This is a genomic window from Kitasatospora sp. NPDC034023 (genome assembly GCF_055575795.1).
This window is the reverse complement of record NZ_JBVIRY010000001.1, coordinates 183,923-209,412: the sequence shown is the minus strand read 5'-3', so window position 1 is coordinate 209,412 and position 25,490 is coordinate 183,923. Positions and strand designations below refer to the sequence as shown.

Sequence of the window (25,490 nt, the reverse complement as noted above, 5' to 3'; positions counted from 1 at the left end):
TGCCGTCGGCCCGTCCGTCTGCTCCTCCGGCCACCGCGCGTCCGCCGTCGGCCGTCCGCTGCCCGCCGCTCCGCCCGTCCGCCGTGACCCCGATGGAGCAGTGGCTGTCGGGGCGGAGACGTATGCTCGACGGCGGGGAAGAGGCGCCGTGGGCGCTGCCGTACGGAGCTTGGGAGCAGTAGTGGCCGTCTGGGACGACCTGGTGGGCCAGGAGCGGGTGGTCGAGCAGCTGACCGCCGCAGCCCGGGCAGCCGGGGCGGCGGTCGAGGTCGGCCGCGGGGCCGCCCCCGTCGAGGGTGGGAACGCCTCCCTGATGACGCACGCCTGGCTGTTCACCGGTCCGCCCGGTGCCGGCCAGGTCACCGCCGCGCGAGCCTTCGCCGCCTCCCTCCAGTGCACCAGTCCCGACCTCGCGCTCGGCGGCACGCCCGGCTGCGGGTTCTGCGACGGTTGCCACACCGTGCTGGCCGGCAGCCACGCCGACGTGAAGTACGTCCGGACCGACGGCCTGTCCATCGGTGTCGGCGACATGCGCGCCCTGGTGCTGCGCGCCTCCAGCTACCCGACCGGCGGCCGCTGGTCGGTGATCCTGGTGGACGCCGCCCACCGGCTCACCGAGGCCGCCGCGAACGCGCTGCTCAAGGGCGTGGAGGAGCCCTCCCCGCGCACCGTCTGGCTGCTCTGCGCCCCCTCCGTCCAGGACGTGCTGCCGACCATCCGCTCGCGCTGCCGCCTGCTGGTGCTGCGCACCCCCGCCGCCGAGGCGGTCGCCGACACGCTGGTCCGCCGCGACGGCGTCGACCCGGAGACCGCCAGGCTCGCCGCGCTCGCCGGACAGGGCGACATCGAGCGCTCCCGCCGCCTCGCCGTCGACGAGCAGGTCCGCACCCGCCGGACGGACGTGCTGCGGATCCCGCTGGAGGTCGGCGACATCGGCGGCTGCCTGACCGCCGCCCAGCGCCTGGTCGACACCGCCAAGGCCGACGCGGAAGCGCTCGCCGAGACCCAGGACGCCAAGGAGACCGACGACCTCAAGGCCGCCTACGGCGCCGCCGAGGGCAGCAAGGCGCCGCGCGGCATGGCCGGGGCGGTCAAGGAGCTGGAGAAGCGGCAGAAGAGCCGCGCCACCCGCACCCGCCGGGAGACCCTCGGCGTCGCCCTGCTCGACCTGCTCGGCTTCTACCGGGACGTGCTCGCGATCCAGTTCGGCTCCACCGGCGCGCTCGCCAACGAGGACCAGCGGCAGGCCCTGAACCGGGTCGCCCAGGCCGGTCCGGCGGAGGGCACGCTGCGCCGGATCGAGGCGGTGCTGGCCTGCCGCGAGGCGCTGGACCGCAACGTGGACCCGCTGCTGGCGGTCGAGGCGATGACGGTGGCGCTGCGCGCGGGCTGAGCCGGCCGCAGGGGTGTCGGCCGGGTCGTCCGTAGGGGCGCTCCGCCGGTCCGCTCCGCCCAGCCGTCCGCCGGTCCGCTCCGCCCAAGCCGTCCGCCCAAGCCGTCCGCCGGTCCGCCCAAGCCGTCCGCCCAAGCCGTCCGCCGGTCCGCTCCACCGGCCGACGGCCGTACGCCTGCCGGAGCCGGTGCGTTGTCCCACCTTCGAGTGAACGGGCGATACGCGCCGGGCACACGAGCGTGTGACCGTCCGCCGGTTGTGCACGCTGGGGGCCGACTGCGCCCGGTGCCGGGCCGGTCGCCTCCCGTACGCGCCGGGTCCGGTCCGGCGCCGGCCCTCCTCCCGAGGCGGTGCGTCGCATGGTTCGTTCGCTCCTCGTCATTCCCCTACTGGCCGCCGCGCTCGGCGGGATCTGGCTGGCCCGCGGTGCCCTGCAGCGCTGGCGCGACCTGCGCGCCGCCGAGACCTACGAGCTGGCCGGAGACCGGTGGCCGATGCTGGTGCGCGCGGGCGGGGCGATGGTCTGCGGGGTGTGCGTCACCGGGTTGACGCTGCTCACCGGGCTCGGCGCCTTCGGCGCTCTCGGCCGCGGCGACCAGGACCCGGACCGTCCGCAGCCCGTCGTGGACGCGGCGGGGGCGGGCTCGGAGTCGGCAGCCGGGGCGGCCGCCCGGCAGCAGGCGGCGCCGCCCGCGGCCACCGAGCCGGCCGCCGGCGCTGCTGCCGCCGCTGCCACCCCGGTCGCCACCACGGCCCCCGCCGTGGTCAGCCGCTTCGACAGCGTCGGCCACCCGGGCGGCGGCGAGCTCCTTCAGTCCGCCGTGCTCGGCCCCGACGGGCGCCCGCGCAATGTCCGGGTCTGGCTGCCGCCGCAGTACGCCAAGGAGCCCAACGCGCGCTTCCCGGTCGTCGTGATGCACGCGGCCGCGCCGCGCAGGACCGCCGACGCCGAGGTCCCGGACGTGTTCGAGGGCATCGGCTCGGCGCTGCAGACCGGCAAGGCCCGCGCGTTCATCCTGGTCGCCCCCGAGGCGCCGAACGGCACCGCGCACCCCTGTGAGCTGGTCGCCGCCGCCCCGGCCGCCGTCGCGGACGACGCGACGCTGCGCACCACCATCGCGGCCTCCTTCCGCACCCTGCCGCCCGGCCCGGCTTCCTGGGGCACCCTCGGCGTCGACGGCGGCGCGCCGTGCGCGGCCGCCGCCGGGCTGGCCCGCCCCGACCTGTACGGCGCGGCCGCGGCGGTCTCCGGCCGCTACGACGCCGCCGCGCTCACCCAGACCGGGGCCGAGGCCCCGACCGGCAGCGCGGCCAAGCTGCTGCTGGCCGCCGCCAAGGCCGACTCCGCCGGGCTGGACGCGGCCCGCAAGCTCCAGGCCTCACTCAAGGCGGGCCCCGGTCCGGCGGCCAAGGCCGAGGTGCGGATCTCGGACAACGTGCAGGACTTCACCCCCGACCGGGAGCGGCTGCGGCTGGTCCGGCAGGCGGCGCAGTTCCTGGCCGAGGCGCTGGCCAAGGCGTCCTGAGCACCCGTCGAGCGGGCGTTACGCTGCCCGGTACCCCGGGGTGGGTACCGGGCAGCGGCGTTTCCTCCGCTTTCCGGGTCATCGCTTCTTCGTCCCTTCCATCCTCTGAGGAGAGCAACCGGATGAGGGCCTTCGGGCGGATTCGGGTACTGGCCGCGACGGCGCGGGTGTCGGCCGCGGCGCTGGCCGTCGGCCTGCTGGCCGGCGGGTGCGGCTCAGGCCCGTACGGGGCGCCGAGGGCGGCCTCGTCCGATTCGGCCGACTCCGGTGTGTCCTCGGCCCCGGCCGCGACGCCGGGCCCCGGCGAGCCCTCGACCCCGGCGGCCGGCGCGCCGGGGGCCACCCCGTTGGAGCCGCTGCCCGCCACCGTCCCGGCCGCGCTCGCGCCGTACTACGCGCAGCGGTTGGCCTGGCAGCCGTGCGACGGCGGGTTCGAGTGCACGACGTTCCGGGTGCCGCTGGACTACGACCGGCCGGGGGACGGCGAGCTCACCCTGGCGGCCGCCCGCGCGGCGGCCGAACCCGCCGCGACCGGCGCGGGTACCGGCGCCGGCTCCCACGACCCGCGGCTCGGCTCGCTGCTGCTCAACCCGGGCGGGCCCGGCGGCTCGGCGGTCGAGTACCTGGAGTCCGCCGCCCGGACGTACGACCTCGGGGTGCGGGCCCGGTATGACCTGGTCGGCCTCGACCCGCGCGGGGTGGGCCGCAGCACCCCCGTCACCTGCCTGAGCGGCGACCGGATGGACGCCTTCACCGCCGTCGACCTGACCCCCGGCGACCAGCACGGGATCGACGCCCTCGTCGCCGCCGACAAGGAGTTCGCCGAGGGCTGCCGGAAGCAGGCCGGAACGGCGCTCGGCCACCTCAGCACCGTCGAGGCCGCCCGGGACATGGACGTGCTGCGCGCCCTGCTGGGCGACGAGCGGCTGAACTTCGTCGGCAAGTCCTACGGAACCTTCCTCGGCGCGACCTACGCGGGGCTCTTCCCGACCCGGGTGGGCCGGCTGCTGCTGGACGGCGCGATGGACCCGGCGCTCGACTCGGTCACCGGCAACCGCACCCAGGCCGGCGGCTTCGAGACCGCCTGGGCCGCCTTCGCCAAGGACTGCGCCAAGCGTGAGGACTGCCCGCTCGGCCGCACCGAGCAGCAGGTCGGCGAGCAGCTCAGAGCCCTGTTCGCGGCCGTCCAGACCGCCTCGCTGCCCACCACGGACAGCGGGCGCCGACTCACCGAGTCCCAGGCGACCACCGGCGTCATCGAGGCCATGTACGCCGACTTCCTCTGGCCCAAGCTGCGCACCGCGCTCGCCGACGCCAAGGCGGGCGACGGCACCGGGCTGCTGAAGCTCTCCGACGCCTACTACGGGCGCGAGGCGGACGGCTCGTACCCCAACCTGATGTTCGCCAACACGGCGGTGAACTGCCTCGACCTGCCCGCCCCGTTCCGCGGACCGGAGGAGGTCCAGCGGGCGGTGCCGGACTTCGAGCAGGTCTCGCCGCACTTCGGGCGCGACATGGCCTGGATGGCGCTGACCTGCGCGTACTGGCCGGTCCGGGCCACCGGTACGGCGCACACCATCCGGGCGGCCGGCGCCGCCCCGATCGTCGTCGTCGGCACCACCCGGGACCCGGCCACCCCGTACGCCTGGGCCCAGTCCCTGGCCGGGCAGCTGGAGTCCGGCCGCCTGCTCACCTTCGACGGGGACGGCCACACCGCGTACGGCCGGCACAGCGCCTGCGTGGACGGGGCGGTGAACCGCTTCCTGCTGACCGGGGAGGCCCCCGAGCCGGGCAAGCGCTGCGACCGGTAGGGGGCGGGGGTTCCGGGCGACCGGTAGGTAGTTCTCGCTTCAATCGATTGCCGGTACGACGTTACGATGAGCGCCCCCTGCCCTTCCCCCGCACCGGAGCGCAACGTGCTCGGAGTCAACGACCTGGCGACGTACATCCTCGGCGCCCTCGTCATCGTCCTGCTGCCCGGCCCCAACTCCCTGTACGTGCTGTCCGTCGCCGCCCGCAAGGGCGTCCGGACCGGCTACCGGGCCGCGGCCGGCGTCTTCGTCGGCGACCTCACCCTGATCAGCCTCACCTCGATCGGTGCCGCCTCCCTGCTGCAGGCCAACCCCGCCGTCTTCGCGGTGGTCAAGTTCGGCGGCGCCGCCTACCTGCTCTGGCTCGGCTACGGCATGCTCCGCGCCGCCCGCGAGCTCTGGCGCGAACGCCGGGCGGCCGCCGACCCCACCGCCGAGCCGGCCCCCGAATCCGCCGAGAACCCCTTCCGCCGCGCCCTGGTGGTCAGCCTCCTCAACCCCAAGGCCATCCTCTTCCTGCTCTCCTTCTTCACCCAGTTCGTCGACCCGTCCTACGGCCGGCCCGCCCTGTCCTTCGCCCTCCTCGGCGGCGTCCTGCAGACCTTCAGCCTGCTCTACCTCTCGCTGCTGATCTTCGCCGGCACCACCCTCGCCACCGCCTTCCGCCGCCGCAAGCGCCTCTCCGCCACCCTCACCAGCGGCGTCGCCGTCCTCTTCGCCGGCTTCGCCGCCAAACTGGCCGTCTCCTCCGCCTGATCCACACCCCGGCATCCGGGTACGGATCACCCGCGAAACCTGTGTAGACTGGCCCGCGTTGCCGCCACACACGGCAACGGTGCCGCCTTAGCTCAGCTGGCCAGAGCAACGCACTCGTAATGCGTAGGTCGCGGGTTCGAATCCCGCAGGCGGCTCTGTAGAAGCCCCAGGACTCACTCGCCGTGACCTGGGGCTTTTGCGCTTTGTGTCGCTCGGCCGGTCTGCTCAGCTTGAAGCCCAGGTCAGATCCTTTCTGACCTGGGCTTTTTCGTGGGGGAACGGGCCGGCCCCGCTGCCTGGGTGGGGGAGCGGGGCCGGGCGGGGGCGGGGGTCAGTGGCGGCCGCTCGCGAGGTCGAGGGGGCGGATGCGCAGCGCCAGCCGGGCCGGGGCCAGGCTGGAGACCAGGGCGAGGACCAGGCAGACCGCGGTGGCTCCGGCGAGGGCGCCCCAGGGCAGGTCGAAGGCCGCGGACTGGGTCGCGTCGAGGATGCGGTTCTCGATCAGCAGGACGGTCGCGTACTGGGTCAGCAGGGTGACGAGCAGTCCGAGGGCCGCCGCGGTGGCGACGACCAGCAGGGTCTCGACGGCGACCACGCGGAGGACCTGGCGGCGGGTGCCGCCGGTCAGGCGCAGGGTGGCGAAGTCCCGCAGGCGGTCGCCGGTGGACATCATCATCGTGTTGACGATCGCGATCAGCGCGTAGAGGAGGGCCGGGCCGAGGATCGCCAGCATCGCGATCCAGCTGTTCTTCGCGGTCCGGTCGTTGTGCGTCCCGATCCAGTCCGCGCCCGTGGTGGCCCGGGCCGCGCTGCCGCCCAGCGCGGCCGTGACCTGCTCGGGGCCCGCGCCGGTGCCCAGGTAGGCGACCGAGACGGCGCTCTCGCCGGGGACGGCCTCGCGGGGGACGACGATCTCGGGCAGCTGTGGCAGCAGGTGGCGGACCTGGGCGACCAGCCGCAGCGGCTCCCGGGTACCGTCCGCGAGTCGGGCGTTCAGGGTGTCGCCGACGTGCCAGCCGAAGACCCGCGCCATGTCGGTGGAGACCGCGACCGTCCTGCCGTGCAGATCCGCGAGCGAGCCGGCGTCGGCGGTCAGGTTCCAGGCCTCGCGCAGGTCGCCGTCGACGGCGAGGCCGTCCTCCGGGATCGGCAGGTCGGTGGGGCGGCCGGGGGCGGGCTGCTGGTCCGGGAGCGCCAGGCCGTCGAACCGTACGGTCGCCGCGGTGGTCAGCCGGGCGTCCGGCAGGGCGGCGAGGCCCCGGAGGGCGTCGGCGGACACGGTGTGGCCGTCGGACGGCTCGATCACGTACCCGGCCTTCAGGGCGGCGCGGCCCTGGGCGGCCATCGCGTCGCTGAAGGCCACCGTGCCGCCGACCACCGAGCCGGCCAGGCCGATCACCAGGAAGACCGGCGTCGCGGTGGAGACGGTGCGGCGGATCGCGGCGAGCGCGTTCTGTCGGGCGATCAGCCCGGCCGCGCCGGGCAGCAACGGGACGAGCGAGGTGAACAGCCGCACCAGCGGCGGCACCAGCACCGGGGCGATCAGCACGACGGCGAGCACCGCCATGACGTCGAAGAGCAGCGCCCACTGCGGGGTGGTCTCCGGATCGCGGGACTGCGGGTCGGCCAGCATCGACGCGGGCATCGAGATGAACGTCGACAGGGTGTAGCCGAAGACACCGAGGAAGAGGACCGAGGCCACCCAACGGACCACCGGCATCACCTTCTTGTCGACGGCGACCTCGTTCAGTGCCTCCACCGGCCGCACCCGGCCGGCCCGGCGGGAGGCCGCGTAGGCGCCGAGCAGGGCGACGACGAGCCCGCCCGAGGCCGCGAGCAGCAGCGGCAGCAGGGCCGGCTCGGAGTGGAAGCCACTCGGCGCGGCGCCCTGGTCGACCAGCCAGCCGGCGATCGCCGGGGCGACGGCCAGCCCGAGCAGGCAGCCCGAGACCGCGGCGGCCAGCGCCACTACCAGGGCCTCGCCGAGGACCAGCGCCCGGACCTGACGCGGCGTCGCGCCGACCGCGCGCAGCATCGCCGTCTCCTGGCGGCGCTGGGCGACGGCGAAGGCGAAGGTCGAGGAGACCACGAAGACCGAGACGAATCCGGCCATGGCGGCCATGAAGCTCACCAGCTTGTGCAGCGAGGGCGCGCCGGGCAGCGAGTCCTCGCCCATCGTGGTGTTGAGGAGCACCCCGGCGGCGGACATCACCGCGACGCCGAGGGCGAGCGCGACGAAGGAGCCGACGAAGGACGGCCACCGTCGCCGCAGGGAGACGGCGGCGATCGGGAGCAGCAGTCGGAGACCGTTCATCGGGGGTCACCGTGTCCGGGGGTTCCGGCTTCTGCGGCGGCGTTGGCGGCAGCCTTTGCGCGGGCGTCTTCCAGCGCGGTCATCCGGGCGGCTACGGTCTGCGGGTCCGGGTCGGCCAGACGGTCGACGACCTGGCCGTCGGCGAGGAAGAGCACGGTGTCGGCGTAGGAGGCAGCGACCGGGTCGTGGGTGACCATGATGGTGCTCTGGCCCTGCCGATCGACCAGGGAGCGGAGCAGGGTGAGCACCTCGCGGCTGCTGGAGCTGTCCAGGGCGCCGGTTGGTTCGTCTGCGAAGAGCACCTCGGGGGCGGCGATCAGCGCCCGGGCGATCGCCACCCGCTGCTGCTGGCCGCCGGACATCTGCGAGGGCAGGTGGCCGGTCCGCTCGCCCAGGCCCACCTGGGCGAGGGCGTCCCGGACCTGCGCCGGGTCGGGTCTACGGCCGGCCAGGCGCAGTGGCAGGCCGACGTTCTGCTCGGCGGTCAAGGCTCCCAGGAGGTTGAAGGCCTGGAAGACGAAGCCCAGGCGCTCCCGGCGCAGTTCGGTCAGGGCGGTCTCGTCGAGGCCGCCGAGGTCGACGCCGTCGACGATGACGGTGCCGGAGTCCGGGCGGTCGAGTCCGGCGGCGCACTGGAGCAGGGTGCTCTTGCCGGAGCCGGACGGGCCCATGACGGCGGTGAAGCTGCCGCGGGCGAAGCCGAGGGTGACCCCGGCCAGGGCGGTGACGGTGTTCTGGCCCGCTCCGTAGGTGCGGGTGACCTGGTCCAGTCGTACTACATCGTTGTCGTTCATGATGATCCACTTCCTACCAGGTCGCCGGAGGTGGCGGAATCTCGTCCTGGCAGGGCGGCCCGGGGGGTCCGGTCCGGCTCGGGATCCGCTCCCGGGCCGGACCGGGAGGGGCTAGGCAGCGATGGCGAGCACCTGCGGTTGTGCCAGCGTCCGGTAGACGGCGGTGCGCAGTTCGATGGAGCGATCGAGTCTCGCGGCGTTGAAAAAGAGATGGCTATGCGCCAACAGGTCGTGGTCGACGAGGAGTTCGAGATCGGGGTGGAACGAGAACGGGATGATCGAGCCGGTCACGCAGCCGCTCAGCCGCTCGGCGGTGGTGCGGTCCGCGAAGCCGACCCGGCTGGACCCGAGGGCCTGGCCGACGGCGTCCAGATCGACCCGGCGGTCGCCCGGCACCACGGCGAGCGCGTACCGGCCGCCGCCGTCCTGCTTGGTGCGCTTGGCCCGGATGACGATGGACTTGGCGGCCTGTTCCAGCGGGTGGCCGCGCAGCTCACTGGCGAGGGCGGTGTTCCCCTCCGGCTCGTGGCAGATCGTCCGGTAGGCGGCGGGATGGGCGGCCAGGAGGCCCAACAGCCTGCTGTAGGTGGAGGGTTCGGTCGCGGGTTCGGTCGCGGGTTCGGTCGCGGGTTCGGTGGAGGTGGAGGTGGAGGTCAAGACTCCGGTGGCTGTGGAGGTGGAGTCGGTGGAGTCGGCGATCCCGGTCGGGCGTCCGCCGGTGGTCGGGCTCGTGGTGGACAAGGCAGGGGTCATGGGTGCGTCCTCACAGACGGGGCATCGGGGCGTGGCGCGGCCCCTCGCCCTGCCTGCGCAGCACGACGGGCCGTCGTTCTGGGCCTTGCCTGGTGCTGTGGTGCGATTGACGATCCCCGGGCGCGCGGCCCTGCCCGACCTCGCTCCGAGAGGATCGCTTCGGCTTCGGCGAGGGGCGGGCCCACGGGACTCTGATGCGTTCGGCGCCTCCGGGACCGGGCCATCGTACTCCGGGGTTTCGGCCTCGCGCCGGGCCCAATCTGCCGGTTGACCGGCAGCTTTGCGGATCGTTGCCGTGTCCGCGGGGCCACGACGGGCAGCCCGTCCGGCGGCGGTCGGCATGGCCGTCCTCCTCACTCCGGTGCTTCTCCGGTGGGCGCGGATGGATCACCGGTGTACGGCGGTGCGACCCTCGATGACCCAGAGACCGGCCGGGACCGGGGTGCACCTGGTGGCCCGGGCGGGCGCGTCGGGGTGCAGGAAGTCGGCCCCGGCCCAGCCGACCCGGTGCTCGCCGCTCGCGTCCGCGGGATAGAAGGTGAGACCGGTCTCGGGGTGCCAGTCGGCCCGGCCGGCGGTCGCCGGGCCGTTGACCGGCGTGACGGTGGCGGTGCCGACCGGCCCGGTGACGGTGACCGCACCGCCGGCGTCGGCGGTCAGGCAGTCGATGTCGAACTCGACCCGGGCGGTACCGGTTCCGATGAACTCGTGCTGCACCACGGCGTGTCCACGTGTGCGGCCGTCGACGGTCCGGGCGTCGACCCACGCGGTGAGCCGCTCGCCGGGGTTGGGGCCGGGGCCGTGCTCGTTGAGCACGGTCCAGCTGTGCAGCCGGAGGTGGTCGGCTGCGGGCGCGGGGGCGGGGGCTGCGATGGCGGTGCCCGCCGAGAGGGCGGTGGCTGCGGTGGCGAGGGCGATGGCGGTGATCGGCTTGCGCATGGTCGGTCCTTCGGTGCGGGGCGGGATTTCGGGCTGTGCGTCCGTTGCCGACAACGCTGCCGGTTCGCCCCCGGGCGTGGCCTCCGTCCTGCGGAGGGACCGGCTCCCCCGGGCGGGGGAACCGGCTCTCGACCCGTCGGCTAGCGGGTGGCGTGGCGTATCGCGTCGACGGTGAGCGCGCCCAGGGCCAGTGCGGCGGCGAGGCCGGCGACCGCCGCCGGGGCCGGGGCGCGGCCCCCGGAGACGCCGAGGAGGTCCAGCCCGCCGACGTGGTTGACCATCGCGTACCAGAGCAGCGGGTAGAGGGTCTGGAACAGCCGGGGGCCGCGGGTGACGGTGCCGCAGAGCATCGCCAAGGAGGGGATCAGCAGCGCCCCGGCCAGGGCGCCCGCGGCGGCCCGGGACTCCCCGGCGCCGAGCAGCCGGACCACCGGCCCGGCCGCCACCGCCAGCGCCGGGACGATCCCGGCGAGCAGGGCGGCCAGCCCGCGGCGCAGCGGGGACGGGCAGGCGCCGAGCAGTTCCTCGATGCTGCCGCCGCCCGCCCGGTGGCCCATCCGGGACCAGAGGAGCATCGGCCAGAGCATCGCGAACGGCAGCATCGCGTGGCTGGGCCCGTCCGGTGCGACGCTCAGCGCCACCGGCGCGATCACCGCGGCCCCGGCCCACCACCACCGCTGCCCCTGCGCCAGGATCCGCAGTTCACCGGCGAGCGCGGCGAGCACCGTGCCGCCCCGGTGGGCCGGGGTCAGTCGGGCCGGATCCAGTGCGAAGGCGGCGGGGCCGGCCTCCGGATCCGCGCCCGCCGCGCCGTCCTGTGGGGCGGCCCCACGGCCCCACCCGCCCGGGCGCACCCCCGTCGCGCCCGGGCGGAGCGTCGTCGTACCCGGGCGTGCCTGCGCCCCGTCGAAGCGGCGGAACCAGAGCGCCCCGAGCAGCGCGAGCCCGACGGCCACCGCCGCCAGCAGGAGCCCCGTCGCGGCCGGTCCGCCCGCCTCGCCCGGCCCCAGACCGGGCCAGTCGAAGGTGCCGAGCACCCGGTCGTCCGCCGTCAGCCCGACCCCGAACTCCACGCCGTCAACCGGCCGTCCGCCCGCCGCGAGCACCTCCCGGATCGACGCGGTGATCCGCCGCATGCCCAGCAGATCCAGCCCGCTGCTCGTCTGCGCGCCCAGGACGAGCACCAGCCAGACCGCGCACCAGACCGCGGCCCCCAGCCCGCCGCACAGCCCGGGCACGGTGTCGAAGAGCACCGCGCACCCGGCCACCGCCGCCAGCAGCGGCAGCGTGATCAGGACGTACGGCAGCAGCAGCCGCACCACGTCCACGTGGTCCGCGTCGCCCTTGAGCAGCTGCACCCCGAGCGCCGTTCCGGCCAGGGCGAGCAGCATCGAGCCGAACAGCAGCAGGTTGCTGCCGAACTTGCCGGCCAGATAGGCGATCCGGCTCATCGGCGTGGCGGCGAGCAGCCGGCCGACACCGCTCTGCTCGTCCCGGGGGATCGCCCCGCGCACGATGCCGAAGCCCGCCAGCGACAGCCAGACCGCGCCGCCGAGCGCCGTCACCGTCCCCACGTAGCCGCTGGTGTAGCGGCCGTGCAGATCGGTCACCTGGAACACCTCCCAGCGGGAGTCGCCGACCGGCGCGGCCAGCAGCCCGAGGGCGAGCGTGCCCAGCAGCACGACCAGGTAGCCGGGCCGCCGTCGGCGCTCCCGGAAGTCGGCCAGGGCCAGCGCCCCGACGCGCGTCACCATGCCGCCACCTCCTCGGCCGCGGCCGGGGCGGCGGTGAGCAGCAGGTACGCGTCGTCCAGCCGGGGCGTGACGGGCTGAGCCTCCGGTGCGGGCCGGGCCCCGGACAGCACCCGCGCCCGGACGCCCTGCGGGGTGCGGGTGGTGCCGCCGAGCAGGAACCGCGAACGCAGCGAGGGGAGTTGCTCGGCCCCGACGGTCAACTCCCAGACGGAGCCCTCGGCGCGGCGGAGCAACTCCTCCGGGGTGCCGTGGTGCAGCAGCCGGCCGTGCCCCATGACGGCGATCCGGTCGGCGGTGGCGGCCACGTCCGGGACGATGTGGGTGGACAGCACGACGATCCGGTCGGCGCCGAGCCCGCTCAGCAGGCTGCCGAAGCGCAGCCGCTCCTCCGGATCCAGCCCGACCGTCGGCTCGTCCACGATCAGCAGCGCCGGGTCGTTGAGCAGTGCCTGGGCGATGCCGACCCGCTGGCGCATCCCGCCGGACATCGCGCCGAGCCGCTGCCCGGCCGCGCCCGACAGGTTGACCAGCTCGAGCAGTTCGTCGATCCGGGCCTTCGCGGGGCGCCGCCGCATCCCCTTGGCGGCGGCCAGGTAGCCGAGGAACTCGCGCGCGGTGAGCTGCGGGTAGACGCCGAAGTCCTGCGGGAGGTACCCGACGGCACGGCGCAGCGGCCCGGGGCGGCGGGCGATGTCCTCGCCCTCCCAGAGCACCCGGCCCGAGGTGGGCCGGGTGACCGTGGCCAGGATGCGCATCAGGCTCGACTTGCCGGCGCCGTTGGCGCCGAGCAGGCCGAGCACGCCGGGCCGCAGCGTCAGAGTGAAGGAGTCCACCGCGCGCTTGCCGCCGCGGTACTCCTTGGTCAGGTCGAGGATCCGGAGTTCGGTCACGCACGGAATGCTTCCGGGCGGAGGCCGTTCGCACATCTGCCGTTCGGCAGAGATGTGCGGGGTTTCCGGGCGGAAACGCCGGGAGGGGTGGGCCTTTCGGCACACCCCTCCCGCCGTTCACACGCTTCAGTCCTCGTCGCCCCCGAGGTCGCCCCCGAAGTCACCGCCGAGGTCGCCGTCCGGGGTGCCGCTGATCGTGTACCCCTGCCGGCGCGCCTCGTAGCAGGCCACCGTCGCGGCCGCCGACACGTTCAGCGAACCGACCCGGCCCAGCTGCGGCACGAACACCACCTGGTCGCAGAGCTCCAGCGCGTCCGGCGTGATCCCGCGGTCCTCGTGCCCGAGCACGAAGGCCACCGCCGGGGTCAGCTCGGCGGCGAACATCGGCACCGCCTCGTCCGCCAGCTCCAGGCCGACCACCTTGAAGCCGTCCGCCTTCGCCGCCGCCACCGCCTCGGCGATGGTCGGGAAGTGCTCCACCTTCAGGTACTTGTCGGTGCCCATCGCGGCCTTCTGCGCGCCGGACGAGCGCACCGACGGGGTGTCCCCGACCAGGTACAGCTTCTCGGCGCCCATCGCCGCACCGGTCCGGACCACCGAGCCGACGTTGAACGGCGACTGCAGGTTCTCCAGGATCATCGCGAGCCGGAACTCGTTGCTGCGCCGCCACGAGCGGTGCAGACGCTTCAGTTCGGTCCCGCGGAGCTGCTTCACGACGTCGTACCTCGTCCATTCTCGGAGCCCTCGCCCACCTCGGGACGGGGCCGCGCTTCCAGAATCCGGAACCCGTTGACCGACGCGACCCGGGTCGTCGGGTAGCCCTGGTCGTTCAGCCACTTCTGCAGCGAGTCCGAGCCCAGGTGCTTCTGCACCACGAGGAACGCCGAGCCGTCCGGGGTCAGCCGGCCGAGCCAGTGCGTCAGCAGGCGGCGCAGTGCCGCCTTGCCGATCCGGATCGGCGGGTTGGAGTAGATCGTCGCGAACCGGAGGTCCTCCGGGACGTCGTCCGGCAGCGCGGCCTGGACGTTGCCCAGCCCCAGCGCCTCGGCGTTGAGCCGCACCAGCTCCAGGGCGCGCTCGTTGACGTCCACCCCCCAGACCGGCAGGCGCTTGCGCCGGGTCGCCCAGGTGAGCGCGATCGGGCCGTAGCCGCAGCCGACGTCCAGGATCGGGCCGCGCACCCGCGGCTGCGGGGCGTGCTCCAGCAGGATCCGGGTGCCCGGGTCGAGCCGCTCGCGGGAGAACACCCCGGTGTCGGTGGTCAGTTCCAGGGTCAGGTCCGGCAGGGAGACCGTGATCGGCCGACGGTCGCTGGTGACCTCGGGTGCACCGCTGAAGTAGTGCGAGCCGGACATGATTTCCCCGTCGTTCGTGTGGGCCTCGGGGCCACCGGGTGGGTGTGGGTAAGCCCTTTGTACGGCACCGATCGTACCCCCGGTGGCCTGGGCGGCGTTCCGCGCGGGCCACCGGGCGGTGCTGCGTACGGTGCCCCGCGCGGCGGTCCGGCAGGTGGCCCGGTCAGGCGGCGCCGGGGGACTTGCGGGTGGCCACGTTGATGCGGTTCCAGGCGTTGATGGTGAAGCAGACCGAGATCAGCTGCGCCAGCTCGGCCTCCGCGAAGTGCGCGGCCGCCCGGGCGTACACCGCGTCCGAGACCCCGCCGCCGATCCGCGCGATCTCCTCCGCGAGTGCCAGGGCGGCCCGCTCGCGCTCGCTGTACACCCCGGCCGGGGCCTCCGGCCAGACCGGCAGCAGGTAGATCCGCTCGTCGCTCTCGCCGGCCTTGCGGGCGTCCTTGGTGTGCATGTCCAGGCAGTACGCGCAGCCGTTCAGCTGCGAGGTGCGCATCTGGACGAGCTCGACCAGCGCCGGGTCCAGGCCCTCGCGGGCGGCGGCGTCCAGGGCGATCATCGCCCGGAACACCTTCGGGACGGTGCGGGCGTAGTCGAGGCGGGCGGGGGCTTCGGTGAGCTCGTTCGTCGTCATGGCTACGACCCTAGGCTCGGAATGCACCCTTCTCTTGGGTCATTCGGCAGCGTGATTCGTGGGTCAATGCGAGGGGTTCGGCCGGGCGGCACGGAGGCGGCACGGAGGCGGCACGGCGCTTGCGGCAACACGCCCGGGCGGGCTCGGCGCTTCGCGTCCGGGCACCGGGCGGCGGATACTGCCAGTACCGCCACCCGGGCCCGTGGGAGCCTCCGAACAGTGAGGACGATGCCATGCCGCAGGATCACGAGGACTACCTGATCGACGAGACCGCCGAGACCGTCGAGCCCGACGAGGAGGCGCCCGACGTCGACGAGTACGACGAGGTCGCCGAGCGCCGCGCCCTCGGCGCCGACCCGGCCACCGACGTCGCGGACGTCGCGGAGCAGACCCGGGTGGTCCAGCTCGACGAGGACGAGTACCGGGAGTAGCCGTCCCGAGCGGGCCGCGCGGGGTCGGGCTGAACCCGAGCGGGCCCCGCGTGCCGGGCTGTTCCCGAGCGGCGGCCCTACGGCGTGTGGCGGACCCTAGAGCGCGCGGCGGCGTTGCAGCCAGGCCAGCGCCGCCCAGCCCGGCAGCACCGGCAGGATCAGCGTCAGCAGCCGGTACAGCGCCACCGCCGCCAGCGCGCCGCCCTTCTCCATCGACGCGGTCTGCTGCAGCAGCGTGATCAGTGCCCCGTCCACCGCGCCGGCCCCGCCCGGGGTCGGCGCCGCGCTGCCCGCCGCGTTGCCCACCAGGAACACCACCGCGACCGAGGCGAAGGACGGCTCCCGGCCGATCGCCCGGGTACAGCAGTACAGGCAGGAGATCAGGCAGATCGACACCAGCAGCTGCCCGGTCACCCCGACCGCCAGCCGGGTCGGACTGCGCAGCAGGTCCAGCAGCCGCGGCACCACCTCGGTCGTCAACGGCCGCAGCCGCGCCGCCAGCCACCGCCGGGCCACCGGGATGGCCGACACCAACGCCAGCAGCGCCGCCGCCCCCGCCAGCCCGCCGACCACCGCGGGCAGCGCGTCCAGCTCGGAGCCGCCCGGCTGCAGGTCCAGCAGGTAGACGAAGGCCCCCAGCTGCAGCAGGTGCAGCACCAGTCCGATCATCGTCCCCACACCGACGCTGGACAGTGCCTGCGCCGTCGGGATCCCCGCCTGCTGCAGCAGGCGGGTGTTCAGCGCGACCCCGCCGACCCCGCCGGGCGACACCAGCTTCACGAACGACCCGGCCACCTGCGCCAGCACCGCGTTGCGGAAGTCCAGCCGCTCCGGCACGAAGCCGACGAACCCCATCGCCGCCGTGACGTGGCTCGTCGCCGCCGCGACCAGCGCCAGCAGCAGCCACCACGGATCGGCGTCCGCCAGGGCGGAGACCGGGTTGTCCTCCGCCGCGAACAGCTGCGGGATCAGCAGCCACCCGGCCACCACCCCGCCCACGACGGCCAGCATCGTCCGCGGCCGCAACCGCTCCAACCGCACCGGCCGCCCCACCACCTGCGGTCGCGCCCGCAGCACCTCAGCCCGGATCTCCTCCAGCAGCCCACCGGGAACGGGGGCGTTCTGGGTCTGCGCCCCGTCGGCGGTGCTGGTGCTGGTGCCGGTGCCTGCGCCTGGGGCGGTGCCAGCCGAGGCGGCCGGGGTGGCGGCGGGCGACGGTTCCGGCCGGGCCGGGGCCGTGCCGGTGGGTTTCGCGTGGCGTTTGAGGGCGCGGCGGGTGGTGTGGGTGAGGGCGATCGGTTGGAGGAGGGGGAGAGCGGCGCCGATGGGGTCGCGGCCGAGGACGGCGGTGGCGGTGCGGACGGAGCGGGCGGCGCCGGTGCGCAGGGCGAGGGTGGTGAGGAGCTGGGCGATGTCGCAGCGCAGGACGAGTTCGGTGGCGGCGATGTCACCGTCGGCGAAGTCGACCAGGTGCACCGCGCCCGAGCCGTCGACCAGGAGCGAGGAGGGGACGAGGGCGCGGTGGGCGATCTCGCGGCGCTGGAGGAGGGCGAGCTGGCCCCAGGCGTCGGTGAGCAGCTCGTCGGTGATCTCCTCGTCGGCGAGCTGGTCCAGGGTGCGGCCGGCCAGCCGCTCGTACGCGAGGAGGGCGGTGTCGTGGCCGACACCGGCGGTGGCGGCGATGCTGCGGGTGCGGACGCCGGCGGCCAGGGCCGCGTACGTCACCAGGGCCTCGTGTTCCAGGCCGGTGCGCGGGGAGCGCAGGACCCGCGGGTCGGGGGCGGTGCGCAGGCGCAGCCGGCGCCATGCGCGCTGGACGGCGGCGGCGGTGACGGCCTGCCGGTCGAGGAGCTGGACGTCGAGGTCGGGGCGGTCGTCGGCCTGTCGGACCCGGTAGCGGTCGGGCCCGGTCGGGTGGGCTTCGACCGGGCGCAGGCCGCTCTCGCGCAGGGCGCGCAGGATCTCGCCGGGCCGGGGGCAGGGGTCGGGGGTACCGACCGTGTAGAGGGTGCCGTGGGCGCCGGTCCAGCCGATCAGCAGGCCGAGCAGCAGCGCGGTGGGGGTGGCGAAGCCGCCGGCCAGTCCGGCGAGGCCGGAGAGGGCGAGGACGGTCCAGGGCAGGCGGCGTTCGCGGCTGCCGGAGGCGGTCATGAAGGCGAGGACCGGGGCGAGGTAGCCGTACACCGGTTCGGTGTGCCCGAGGACGTCGCCGGGCAGCGGCTGGCTGAGCGCGGTGAGCAGCGAGTGCGGAGCGAGGCCGTCCGCCCACAGGTCCACGCCGAGGGTGGCGCCGTACGCGAGGACGGCGGCGAGCAGCCCGTCGGAGACCTGCTGGAGGGCGCGCCGCCGGTCGGGGCCGAGCAGGCGGCGCACGGCGAGGCCGACCGGCAGCAGCAGGACGGCGGCAGTGGTGAGCCCGCCCGCCAGGCTCGCCAGCGGCCGCGGCACCAGGGCGGCGGCCTCGGCCACGTCGGCGGCGATGCCGCCGGTGGTGGCGCGGGCGTAGTCGGCGAGCAGCAGGGTGAGGGCGATGGCGAACAGGCCGCCGAGCAACCGGATCAGGGCGACGGGCTGCCGGAGCCGGCCGGTGGCGGGCACCGGGCGGGCCGGGAACCGGCCGGGTCCGGCCTGCCCGGGGATCCCGGTGACCCTGCTGCCCGCTCTACTGGTGTCCGTCGCACCGCCGCTGCCCGTTGTGCCGCTGCCTGCTGCACCACCGTCCGGCACCCCCGCGTCGCCCGCGTCACCCGCATCGCCCGCGTCACCCGCCAGTTGCGCGGGCACACCGCCGGTGTCGCCCCCGTCGGTGTCGCCGTTCGTTCTCCCCGTCACGATCGCCACGGGTGGCATGCTCCCATGCCACCCGTGCGTGCGGAGCGTGGACGCCGGGCGGGCCGGTCACGCCTGCCGGGTCGGCAGCACGACCAGGTGGCGCAGGTTGACGTGCCGGGGGCGGCTGACGGTGTACGCGATGAGGTCGGCGATGTCCTCGGCCGCGAGCGCCGGGATGACGTCGAACATGCCGCCGAGCTGTTCGCGCAGGGCCGGGTTGTCGATGTGCCCGCCGAGTTCGGTGTCGGTCAGGCCGGGCTCGATCGCGCTGACCCGGACGTCGCGCGGGCCCAGCTCGCTGCGCAGGGCGGCGGACAGCTGGGTGAGCGCGGCCTTGGTGGCGCCGTACACGGCGTAGTCGGGGAAGACCACGTGTGAGGCGATCGAGGAGACGTTGACCAGGTCGGCGGTGCGGCCCTCGGCGGCGGCCGCGGTGAGGTCGGCGGTGAAGGCGCGGACGATCCGCAGCGCGCCGGTGAGGTTGGTGTCGACCATGCGGGTCCACTCGTCGATCCGGCCGTCGACGAGCGGGTTGGGCAGCATCACCCCGGCATTGTTGACGACCAGGTCGACCTGCCCGTAGGTGTCGTGGACGGCCTTCGCGGCGGCGTCCACGGAGGCCTGGTCGGTGAGGTCGGCGGTGACGGCGAGCGCCTGCCCGCCGGCGGCGGCGATCTCGGCGGCGAGCGCGTCCAGCCGATCGGTGCGCCGGGCGAGCAGGGCGACCCGGGCGCCCTGGGCGGCGAGCGTCCGGGCGGTGGCGGCGCCCATGCCGCTGGCGGCTCCGGTGACGACGGCGGTGCGGGTGGCGAGGGAGGCGAGGCTCATCGGGGGCTCCAGGGGGGTCCAGGTTCCGGGGTCCGGGTCCAGAGGTTCCGGTGTTCCGGGGGCCAGAGGGTCCGGGGGTTCCGGGGTTTCCGGCGGTGGTCGGGCTGACGTCGACCACTCTGCGCGGACCGCCGCCGCCGACCCAGGGCTGTGCCTTTCCCGGGTACCGCCGTCCTGGGAACCCCCTTCCCGGGACGGCCTTTCCTGGGTACGGCAGTACCACCCTCGCGCGGCCGCTCGCGGCTAACCTGCCAGGCATGGAGAACACCCTGGGGGACTTCCTCCGCACGCGCCGGGCCCGGATCCTGCCGGAGGAGGTGGGCCTGCCCTCGCACGGCCGCCGCCGGGTGCAGGGGCTGCGCCGGGAGGAGGTGGCGCAGCTCGCGGGCGTCAGCGTCGACTACTACGTCCGGCTGGAGCAGGGCCGGGGCGGCAGCGCCTCGGACGCGGTGCTGGACGCGGTGGCCCGCGTGTTGCGGCTGGACGAGGTGGAGACGGCACACCTGCGCTCGCTCGCCCGTCCGCCCAAGGCCCCGGCCGGTGCCGCCGCCGGTGCCGCGCGGGGACAGGCCCGGCAGCAGGTCCGCCCGGGGACCAGGCTGCTGCTGGACCTGATGACCGAGGTGCCGGCCTTCGTCCTGGGCCGCCGGATGGACGTCCTGGCCTGGAACGCGCTGGGCGACGCGGTGAACGGCTTCTCCACGCGTACGGACGGCGGCCCGGACGGCCCGCCCAACCAGGCCCGGCACGGCTTCCTCGACCCGGCGGCCCGGGACTACTACCGGCAGTGGGACGCGGTCGCCGCGGAGACCGTCTCCTACCTGCGCCGGGACGCCGGACTGCACCCGGAGGACCCGGAGCTGAGCGCCCTGGTGGGTGAACTGTCGGTGCGCAGCGAGGAGTTCGGCCGGCTCTGGGCGGACCACCTGGTCCGGGAGAAGACCCACGGCGTCAAGCTGGTCCGGCACCCGCTGGTCGGCGACCTGGAGTTCGGCTACGAGACCCTGGGCGTCAACGGCTCGCCGGACCAACTGCTGGTCGTCTACACCGCCCCGGTGGGCTCGCCGACCGCCCAGAAGCTGGCGCTGCTGGCGAGTTGGACGGCGCCGGGGGCGGAGTCCGAGGCGTCCGGCGTCTCCTGAGCGCCGGAGGCGTCCCGGGCAGGCCGAGCGGGCCGTCCGGGGCGGGTCGGGCCGGGTCGTCCTGAGCGGGCCGTCCGGGGAGTTCTGAGCGGGCGGGACGGCCCGGGGCGGCTTAGCCTGCACTCATGAGTGCCTGCGAAGACCTCGCTCTGGCCCCTCAGGACATCGAGCCCGTTCCTCCCACCAACGGCTGCGCCGACTGCCTGGCGCAGGGGCGCCGGGACTGGGTGCACCTGCGGATCTGCCTGGACTGCGGCCACATCGGCTGCTGCGACTTCTCGCCGCAGCGGCACGCCACCGCGCACTTCCACAACACCTCCCACCCGGTGATCCGCTCGTACGAGCCGGGGGAGGACTGGCGCTGGTGCTTCGTCCACGAGGTCATGGGCTGAGACGGGCGTTCGCAACCGGTCTCCCCGGTCTCCCCGGTCTCCCCGGTCTCCCCGGTCTCCCGGGTCTCGCGGTTCTCCCCGCTCTCCCCGGTGGCGTGGGCGCGCACGACGGATAAAATCCGGACATAAAGCCCGTGCGGCCCCTCCGGCCGACGCCCGTCCGGCCGGTGGACCGCCGAAGGGAGGCCCACGATGACCAAGCGAACACCGGGCAGCACCGCCCAGCTCCGCCAGGGCACCCAGGAACTGCTGGAACGCCGCGGCATGGCGAGCCCACCCGCCCGGATCGGGCCGAAGCTGCGCACCGGCGCGGTGTCTTCCGCCGGCGCCGGGTACGGCACCGGCGAGGCGTTCCGCCACGGCGGGCGCGACACGCCGGCCGCGGCCACGCACTCCGCTCCGGCGATGCACGCCGAACTCAAGGGCCACCGGCACCGCGGCGCGGAGAAGCACTCCGCCCACTGAACCGTCCGGCCGGGGGCGGGCACCGAGCTGCGGGTGTCCGCCCCCGGCGCATGGCCAGGGGTGCTCTCGGGGGCTTTCCTCGGGGGCTTTCATCAGGGCTCTCCTCGGGGGTCTTCTCGGGGGCCTTCTCCGGGCCGGTTCAGGGGAGTTCCCGGATGCCGCAGCCGGGTGTCCCGCCGAAGACTCTCTCCTGTCAGAGCCACCGCCCGCCGGGCGAGCCGTCGTTGGAGAGAAGCCGGATGAACACCCGTACGCGCAGCATTCGTTGGTCCACCCTTGCGGCAGCCGGTGCGCTGCTCGCCGCCGTCACGGTCGGCGCTGCGGCCCCGGCCCTGGCTGCGGAGGCGCCGTCCGTCAGCGCTGGCTCCGCCTCCGCGTCGGCCCAACCGGGGCCACTGGACCGGGAATCGCTCGCGAAGACCCTCGACACCCTGCCCGCCGACATCACCGGCGCGCTGGTCCGGGTGGGCGGCCCGGACGCGCGGTGGCGCGGCACCTCGGGCGAGGACGTCCCGGCGAATGCCCGGTTCCGGATCGGCAGCATCTCCAAGGTGTTCACGGCGACCGTGATGCTCCAGCTCGTCGCCGAGGGCAAGGTCGACCTGGACGGCACCGTCCAGCACTACCTGCCCGGCCTGCTGCCGACCGGCTACCCGCCGGTCACCGTACGGCAGTTGCTCGACCACACCAGCGGTCTGCCCGGCGGCGGCGGAATGACCGCGGGGGACGGCAGCACGGCGTGGTTCGCCGCGCACAAGGCGGACTACTTCAGCCCCGAGCAGGTGGTCGCCGACATGCTCACCCAGCCGATGAGCTTCGTGCCCGGCACCGCCCAGCAGTACAACGGCAACAACTACTTCGTCGCCGGGATGGTGATCGAGAAGGTCAGCGGCGACACCTTCGCCGACCAGGTGCGCCGACGCATCACGGGCCCGCTCGGCCTGCACGCCACCTACGTCCCGGCCGCCGACGACCTGACCGTTCACGGTCCGCACGCCTCCGGCTACGTGGACGTCCGCGCCGCCGACGGCACCACCGACCGGGTGGACGTCACCGAGCAGAGCCCGTACCCGTGGGCCGAAGGCGGCATGATCTCCTCCGCCGCCGACCTGGAGCGGTTCTTCGACGCCCTCTTCCGCGGCCGGCTGCTGCCGCCCGCCCAGCAGGCCGAGGTGTTCGCCGTCCCGAACGTGCCGAACGACCACAACAAGAGCTGCGAGATCGGCCCGACCGCCGGCCACGCCTGCTTCAGCGCGGGCGGCATGCTGCGCAGCGTGCTGCCGAACGGCACCGAGATCTGGGGCAAGACCGGTGCCCGGCCCGGCTACAGCAGCGGTTTCTTCGCCACCCGCGACCTCTCCCGCACCGTGATCGTCGGGCTCAACCCGACCGGCATCTCCGGCGAGGAGTTCCCCACCCTGTGGAAGCTGGTGACCACCGGCTTCGGCTCCGGCCAGGTGTACGGGAAGCAGTGAGTCGGCCGTCGGAGCGGCGAGCCGACGGCCGGCTGCCGGAGCCGTGAGCGGATCAATGTCGGTGCCCTGCGCTACGTTCGTCCCGTTCACCAGGGCACGGCAGGACGACGGGGGCGCACGATGGCCGACGTGATCACGGAGGAGCCGGTCGAGCTCCAGCTGGAGCGGTACCGGACGGAACTCACCGGCTACTGCTACCGGATGCTCGGCTCCGTCTTCGAGGCCGAGGACGCGGTGCAGGAGACCATGGTCCGGGCCTGGCGCGGGCACCGGGGCTTCGAGGGCCGGGCCGCGCTGCGCTCCTGGCTGTACCGCATCGCCACCAACGTCTGCCTGGACGCGCTGAACGGCCGCAACGCCCGGGCCCGTCCGATGGACCTGGCGGGCCCGGTCACGGTGGCCACGGCGCACGACACCCAGCTGCCCGAGGTGACCTGGATCGGCCCCGCCCCGGACGGCCGGGTGCTGCCCGAGACGGGGGACCCGGCCGAGGTGGCCGCCCAGCGCGAATCGGTGAAGCTGGCCTTCGTGGCCGTGCTGCAGCGGCTCGCGCCCCGGCAGCGGGCGGTGCTGATCCTTCGTGAGGTGCTCGGCTGGAAGGCCGCCGAGGTCGCCGAACTCCTCGGCGTCACGGTGGCCTCGGTCAACAGCGCGCTGCAGCGCGCCCGCGCGGTGCTCGCCACCGACGCCTCGGCCGCCCGGCCGGTCCCCGCGCTGGACGAGGACCACCGCGCGCTGCTGGACCGCTACGTCCGCGCCTTCGAGGCGTACGACATGGACGGCCTGGCCGCCCTGCTGCACGAGGATGTCACGCTCAACATGCCGCCGTTCGCGATGTGGCTGCAGGGGCAGGACGAGATCCGGGCCTGGATGCTGGGCCCCGGGCACGGCTGCCGTGACTCCCGGCTGCTCCCGGTGACGGCCAACGGCGGGCCGGCCTTCGCCCAGTACCGGCCGAGCCCGGCGGGCGGGCACGAGCCGTGGGCGCTGATCGTGCCGGAGGTGTCAGCGGGGCGGATCACCGGGTTCACCAACTTCCTGGACACCGATGTGCTCTTCCCACTGTTCGGCCTGCCGCCCCGACTGGATGCCGGGCAGGCCGGGGTCGGGCCGGTCGGCGCTGGACCGGTCGACGTCCGCCCGGATGTCCGCCCGGATGTCCGCGACGGGGAGGTCGACGCCGAGTAGCCCGTACAGGTCGAGTGGATCGGCCGCGCCCGGCAGCAGTGCCGCGAGCCCGCTGAACGCGAGCAGTTCCCGCAGCGGGCCGCTCGCGTTCAGCAGCACCACGTCCACCCCGTACCGGGCGGCGGCGAGGCGCAGCCGGGCGAGCGCGTCGACGACGGCCAGGTCGGGGGCGGTCAGCGCGCGCAGGTCGCAGGTCAGCACGGTCGTGCTCGGTGTGGTCTCGTCGGTGGTCCCGGTGGTGGTGGTCATACGGATTGGACCGGCATGACGGTGCCGACTCATCGGTCCGCTCCGAAGTCCGGCGGCGACGTTTCGTCGGCGAGGTCCGGTGGCGAGGTGCGGTAGCGAGGTGCGGGGACGAAGCCTGGGGACGAAGCCTGGTGGCAGAGTGGGGCCGTCGAACCCCACCTGCCCCAGGAGGAGCACCGTGACGGCTGAGCCCTTGAAGTCCCGCGAGGAATGGCTGGCGTCCCTGCCCCGGATCTATGCGGGGGCGGGCGGCCTGCTGCGGGACGAGTCCGGCCGGATCCTGATCGTGAAGGCCGGGTACCGCGAGCACTGGCAGTTCCCCGGGGGCACGATCGACCTCGGGGAGGGCCCGGTCGAGTGCGCCAAGCGGGAGTTGGAGGAGGAGACCGGCATCGTCCGGGAGACCGGTGAGCTGCTGGCCATCTCCTGGACCCACCCCTCGGCCGAACTCGACCACCCCGCCGAGCACTTCATGTTCGACTTCGGCACCGTCCCGGACGGCACCCCCGTGACCGTCCCGGCCGGTGAGCTGGACGACCACCGCTGGGCCCCGCTCGAGGAGGCGCTGGAGCTCCTCGGCCCGGCCCGATCGGCCCGGCTGCGGGCGGCGCTGGAGGCGGCGGAGGACGGCCGGGTCCGGATCGTCACCACCCGCGTCTCCGGCTTCTAGGCTCCGGGTTCCAGCAGGAAGTGTCGTGCCCCGGGCGGGTGTTCCGCCCGGGGCACGGCGCCGGGTCCTCAACCCTGCTGCTCGGACTCCGCGTTCCGGGCGGCGATGATGGCGGCGATGGCCTCCGAGACGAAGGTCTCCGCCTCGGACTTGTCCACCTTCAGCGCGGTGAGGATGCCCTGGCCGTTGTCCTGCTCCAGCAGCGCGAGCAGGAGGTGCTCGGTGCCGACGTAGTTGTGTCCGAGCTTGAGCGCCTCGCGGAAGGTCAGCTCCAGCGCCTTCTTGCTCCGGGCGTCGAACGGGATCAGCGCGGGCAGTTCGTCGACGGCGGCCGGCAGGGCGGCGGTGGCCGCCTCCCGCAGGGCCTGCGGGGCGACGCCCTGGGCGGCGAGCGCCTTCATACCGATGCCCTCGGGCTCGGCGAGCAGGCCGAGCAGCAGGTGCTCCGTGGTGATCTCGGCGTTGCTCGCCTTCCGGGCCTCCTCCTGCGAGGCCACCACGACGCTGCGGGCCCGGGGGGTGAACCGGCTGAAACCCTGGCTGGGGTCGAGGTCGTTCGGGGTGGCCGGGTCCCTGGGGACGAAGCGCTTCTGGGCGGCCTGCTTGCTGACGCCCATGCTCTGGCCGATGTCGGTCCAGGAGGCGCCGGAGCGCCGGGCCTGGTCGACGAAGTGGCCGATCAGGTGGTCGGCGAGCTCGCCGAGGTGGTCGGCGGCGATGACCGCGTCGGAGAGTTGGTCGAGCGCGTCGGTGTGGACCTTCTTGATCGCGGCGATCAGGTCGTCGAGGCGCAACGGAGTGGTGTTGGGAACAACGGGATTCTCCATGCGTCAACCGTAGGTTGTCGCCCCGGGATCGTCAACCATCGATTGACGATTGCCGTGAAGGCTTCCGGCGACCCG

General features: G+C 74.5%; 23 protein-coding genes and 1 tRNA gene. 12 read left to right on the top strand and 12 right to left on the bottom strand.

The window, feature by feature from the left end:
• Window positions 1–181 precede the first annotated feature (181 nt).
• The 5 genes from ACZ52R_RS00985 (at window position 182) to ACZ52R_RS00965 (ending at window position 5,641) form a co-directional block, all read left to right on the top strand.
• A complete protein-coding gene (locus ACZ52R_RS00985; protein ID WP_360496675.1) occupies window positions 182–1,393 on the top strand; it encodes a DNA polymerase III subunit delta' in 1,212 nt (403 codons plus the stop codon).
• A 359-nt stretch (window positions 1,394–1,752) separates the two neighbouring features.
• Window positions 1,753–2,919, top strand: a complete 1,167-nt coding sequence (locus ACZ52R_RS00980) for an alpha/beta hydrolase (protein ID WP_465622658.1) — start codon at window positions 1,753–1,755, stop codon at window positions 2,917–2,919.
• A 122-nt stretch (window positions 2,920–3,041) separates the two neighbouring features.
• Window positions 3,042–4,730: an alpha/beta hydrolase gene (locus ACZ52R_RS00975; protein WP_465622657.1), complete on the top strand. Its 1,689-nt coding sequence runs from the start codon at window positions 3,042–3,044 to the stop codon at window positions 4,728–4,730.
• 105 nt (window positions 4,731–4,835) lie between these two features.
• Window positions 4,836–5,486 (top strand): leucine efflux protein LeuE, encoded by a 651-nt coding sequence (gene leuE, locus ACZ52R_RS00970; RefSeq protein WP_465752565.1) that lies wholly within the window; start codon window positions 4,836–4,838, stop codon window positions 5,484–5,486.
• Between the two features lie 81 nt (window positions 5,487–5,567).
• Window positions 5,568–5,641, top strand: a tRNA-Thr gene (locus ACZ52R_RS00965).
• Window positions 5,642–5,817: 176 nt separating this feature from the next.
• Here the strand turns inward: ACZ52R_RS00965 and ACZ52R_RS00960 are convergent.
• The 9 genes from ACZ52R_RS00960 to ACZ52R_RS00920 all read right to left on the bottom strand — a co-directional run bounded on the left by ACZ52R_RS00960 (window position 5,818) and on the right by ACZ52R_RS00920 (window position 14,916).
• Window positions 5,818–7,800, bottom strand: coding sequence for an FtsX-like permease family protein (locus tag ACZ52R_RS00960; RefSeq protein ID WP_465752397.1), 1,983 nt, complete (start codon window positions 7,798–7,800; stop codon window positions 5,818–5,820).
• Window positions 7,797–8,594 (bottom strand): ABC transporter ATP-binding protein, encoded by a 798-nt coding sequence (locus ACZ52R_RS00955; protein WP_465622652.1) that lies wholly within the window; start codon window positions 8,592–8,594, stop codon window positions 7,797–7,799. The genes ACZ52R_RS00960 and ACZ52R_RS00955 overlap by 4 nt, the downstream gene beginning before the upstream one ends.
• Window positions 8,595–8,705: 111 nt before the next feature.
• Window positions 8,706–9,347 (bottom strand): YbaK/EbsC family protein, encoded by a 642-nt coding sequence (locus ACZ52R_RS00950; RefSeq protein ID WP_465752395.1) that lies wholly within the window; start codon window positions 9,345–9,347, stop codon window positions 8,706–8,708.
• Between the two features lie 387 nt (window positions 9,348–9,734).
• Window positions 9,735–10,286, bottom strand: coding sequence for a hypothetical protein (locus ACZ52R_RS00945; protein WP_465622648.1), 552 nt, complete (start codon window positions 10,284–10,286; stop codon window positions 9,735–9,737).
• Between the two features lie 140 nt (window positions 10,287–10,426).
• Window positions 10,427–12,040 (bottom strand): ABC transporter permease, encoded by a 1,614-nt coding sequence (locus ACZ52R_RS00940; protein ID WP_465752393.1) that lies wholly within the window; start codon window positions 12,038–12,040, stop codon window positions 10,427–10,429.
• Window positions 12,034–12,930 (bottom strand): ABC transporter ATP-binding protein, encoded by an 897-nt coding sequence (locus tag ACZ52R_RS00935; RefSeq protein ID WP_465752391.1) that lies wholly within the window; start codon window positions 12,928–12,930, stop codon window positions 12,034–12,036. Before ACZ52R_RS00935 ends, ACZ52R_RS00940 begins: the two co-directional genes overlap by 7 nt.
• 126 nt (window positions 12,931–13,056) lie before the next feature.
• Window positions 13,057–13,644, bottom strand: a complete 588-nt coding sequence (locus tag ACZ52R_RS00930) for a TrmH family RNA methyltransferase (RefSeq protein ID WP_465622642.1) — start codon at window positions 13,642–13,644, stop codon at window positions 13,057–13,059.
• Complete coding sequence (locus ACZ52R_RS00925; protein WP_465752389.1) at window positions 13,641–14,285, bottom strand: class I SAM-dependent methyltransferase; 645 nt, start codon at window positions 14,283–14,285, stop codon at window positions 13,641–13,643. The genes ACZ52R_RS00930 and ACZ52R_RS00925 overlap by 4 nt, the downstream gene beginning before the upstream one ends.
• A 163-nt stretch (window positions 14,286–14,448) precedes the next feature.
• Window positions 14,449–14,916, bottom strand: coding sequence for a carboxymuconolactone decarboxylase family protein (locus ACZ52R_RS00920; RefSeq protein WP_360496136.1), 468 nt, complete (start codon window positions 14,914–14,916; stop codon window positions 14,449–14,451).
• Between the two features lie 233 nt (window positions 14,917–15,149).
• Here ACZ52R_RS00920 and ACZ52R_RS00915 point away from each other — a divergent pair, with 233 nt between their 5' ends.
• Window positions 15,150–15,347 carry a hypothetical protein gene (locus ACZ52R_RS00915; RefSeq protein ID WP_465622638.1) on the top strand — a complete coding sequence of 66 codons (198 nt, stop codon included), beginning with the start codon at window positions 15,150–15,152 and terminating at the stop codon, window positions 15,345–15,347.
• Window positions 15,348–15,443: 96 nt separating this feature from the next.
• Here ACZ52R_RS00915 and ACZ52R_RS00910 read toward each other — a convergent pair whose 3' ends face one another.
• Window positions 15,444–18,188 carry a lysylphosphatidylglycerol synthase transmembrane domain-containing protein gene (locus ACZ52R_RS00910; protein WP_465752387.1) on the bottom strand — a complete coding sequence of 915 codons (2,745 nt, stop codon included), beginning with the start codon at window positions 18,186–18,188 and terminating at the stop codon, window positions 15,444–15,446.
• Between the two features lie 57 nt (window positions 18,189–18,245).
• Window positions 18,246–19,007: an SDR family oxidoreductase gene (locus ACZ52R_RS00905; RefSeq protein WP_465752385.1), complete on the bottom strand. Its 762-nt coding sequence runs from the start codon at window positions 19,005–19,007 to the stop codon at window positions 18,246–18,248.
• Window positions 19,008–19,264: 257 nt separating this feature from the next.
• On the opposite strand from ACZ52R_RS00905, the gene ACZ52R_RS00900 reads away from it, so the two are divergent.
• The 6 genes from ACZ52R_RS00900 (at window position 19,265) to ACZ52R_RS00875 (ending at window position 24,588) form a co-directional block, all read left to right on the top strand.
• Window positions 19,265–20,149 carry a helix-turn-helix transcriptional regulator gene (locus ACZ52R_RS00900; protein WP_465622633.1) on the top strand — a complete coding sequence of 295 codons (885 nt, stop codon included), beginning with the start codon at window positions 19,265–19,267 and terminating at the stop codon, window positions 20,147–20,149.
• Window positions 20,150–20,274: 125 nt separating this feature from the next.
• Window positions 20,275–20,541 (top strand): UBP-type zinc finger domain-containing protein, encoded by a 267-nt coding sequence (locus ACZ52R_RS00895; protein WP_360496122.1) that lies wholly within the window; start codon window positions 20,275–20,277, stop codon window positions 20,539–20,541.
• Between the two features lie 192 nt (window positions 20,542–20,733).
• Window positions 20,734–21,006, top strand: coding sequence for a hypothetical protein (locus ACZ52R_RS00890; protein WP_360496119.1), 273 nt, complete (start codon window positions 20,734–20,736; stop codon window positions 21,004–21,006).
• Window positions 21,007–21,245: 239 nt separating this feature from the next.
• Entirely contained in the window at window positions 21,246–22,481 is a 1,236-nt protein-coding gene (locus ACZ52R_RS00885; protein WP_465752383.1) for a serine hydrolase domain-containing protein, read from the top strand.
• A 120-nt stretch (window positions 22,482–22,601) separates the two neighbouring features.
• Window positions 22,602–23,669 (top strand): sigma-70 family RNA polymerase sigma factor, encoded by a 1,068-nt coding sequence (locus tag ACZ52R_RS00880; RefSeq protein ID WP_465752381.1) that lies wholly within the window; start codon window positions 22,602–22,604, stop codon window positions 23,667–23,669.
• Window positions 23,670–24,096: 427 nt separating this feature from the next.
• On the top strand, window positions 24,097–24,588 hold the full coding sequence (locus ACZ52R_RS00875; RefSeq protein ID WP_465752379.1) for an NUDIX domain-containing protein: 492 nt from the start codon (window positions 24,097–24,099) through the stop codon (window positions 24,586–24,588).
• A 68-nt stretch (window positions 24,589–24,656) separates the two neighbouring features.
• Here the strand turns inward: ACZ52R_RS00875 and ACZ52R_RS00870 are convergent, their stop codons facing one another.
• Complete coding sequence (locus ACZ52R_RS00870) at window positions 24,657–25,415, bottom strand: Clp protease N-terminal domain-containing protein (protein ID WP_465622626.1); 759 nt, start codon at window positions 25,413–25,415, stop codon at window positions 24,657–24,659.
• Between the last annotated feature and the right edge of the window lie 75 nt (window positions 25,416–25,490).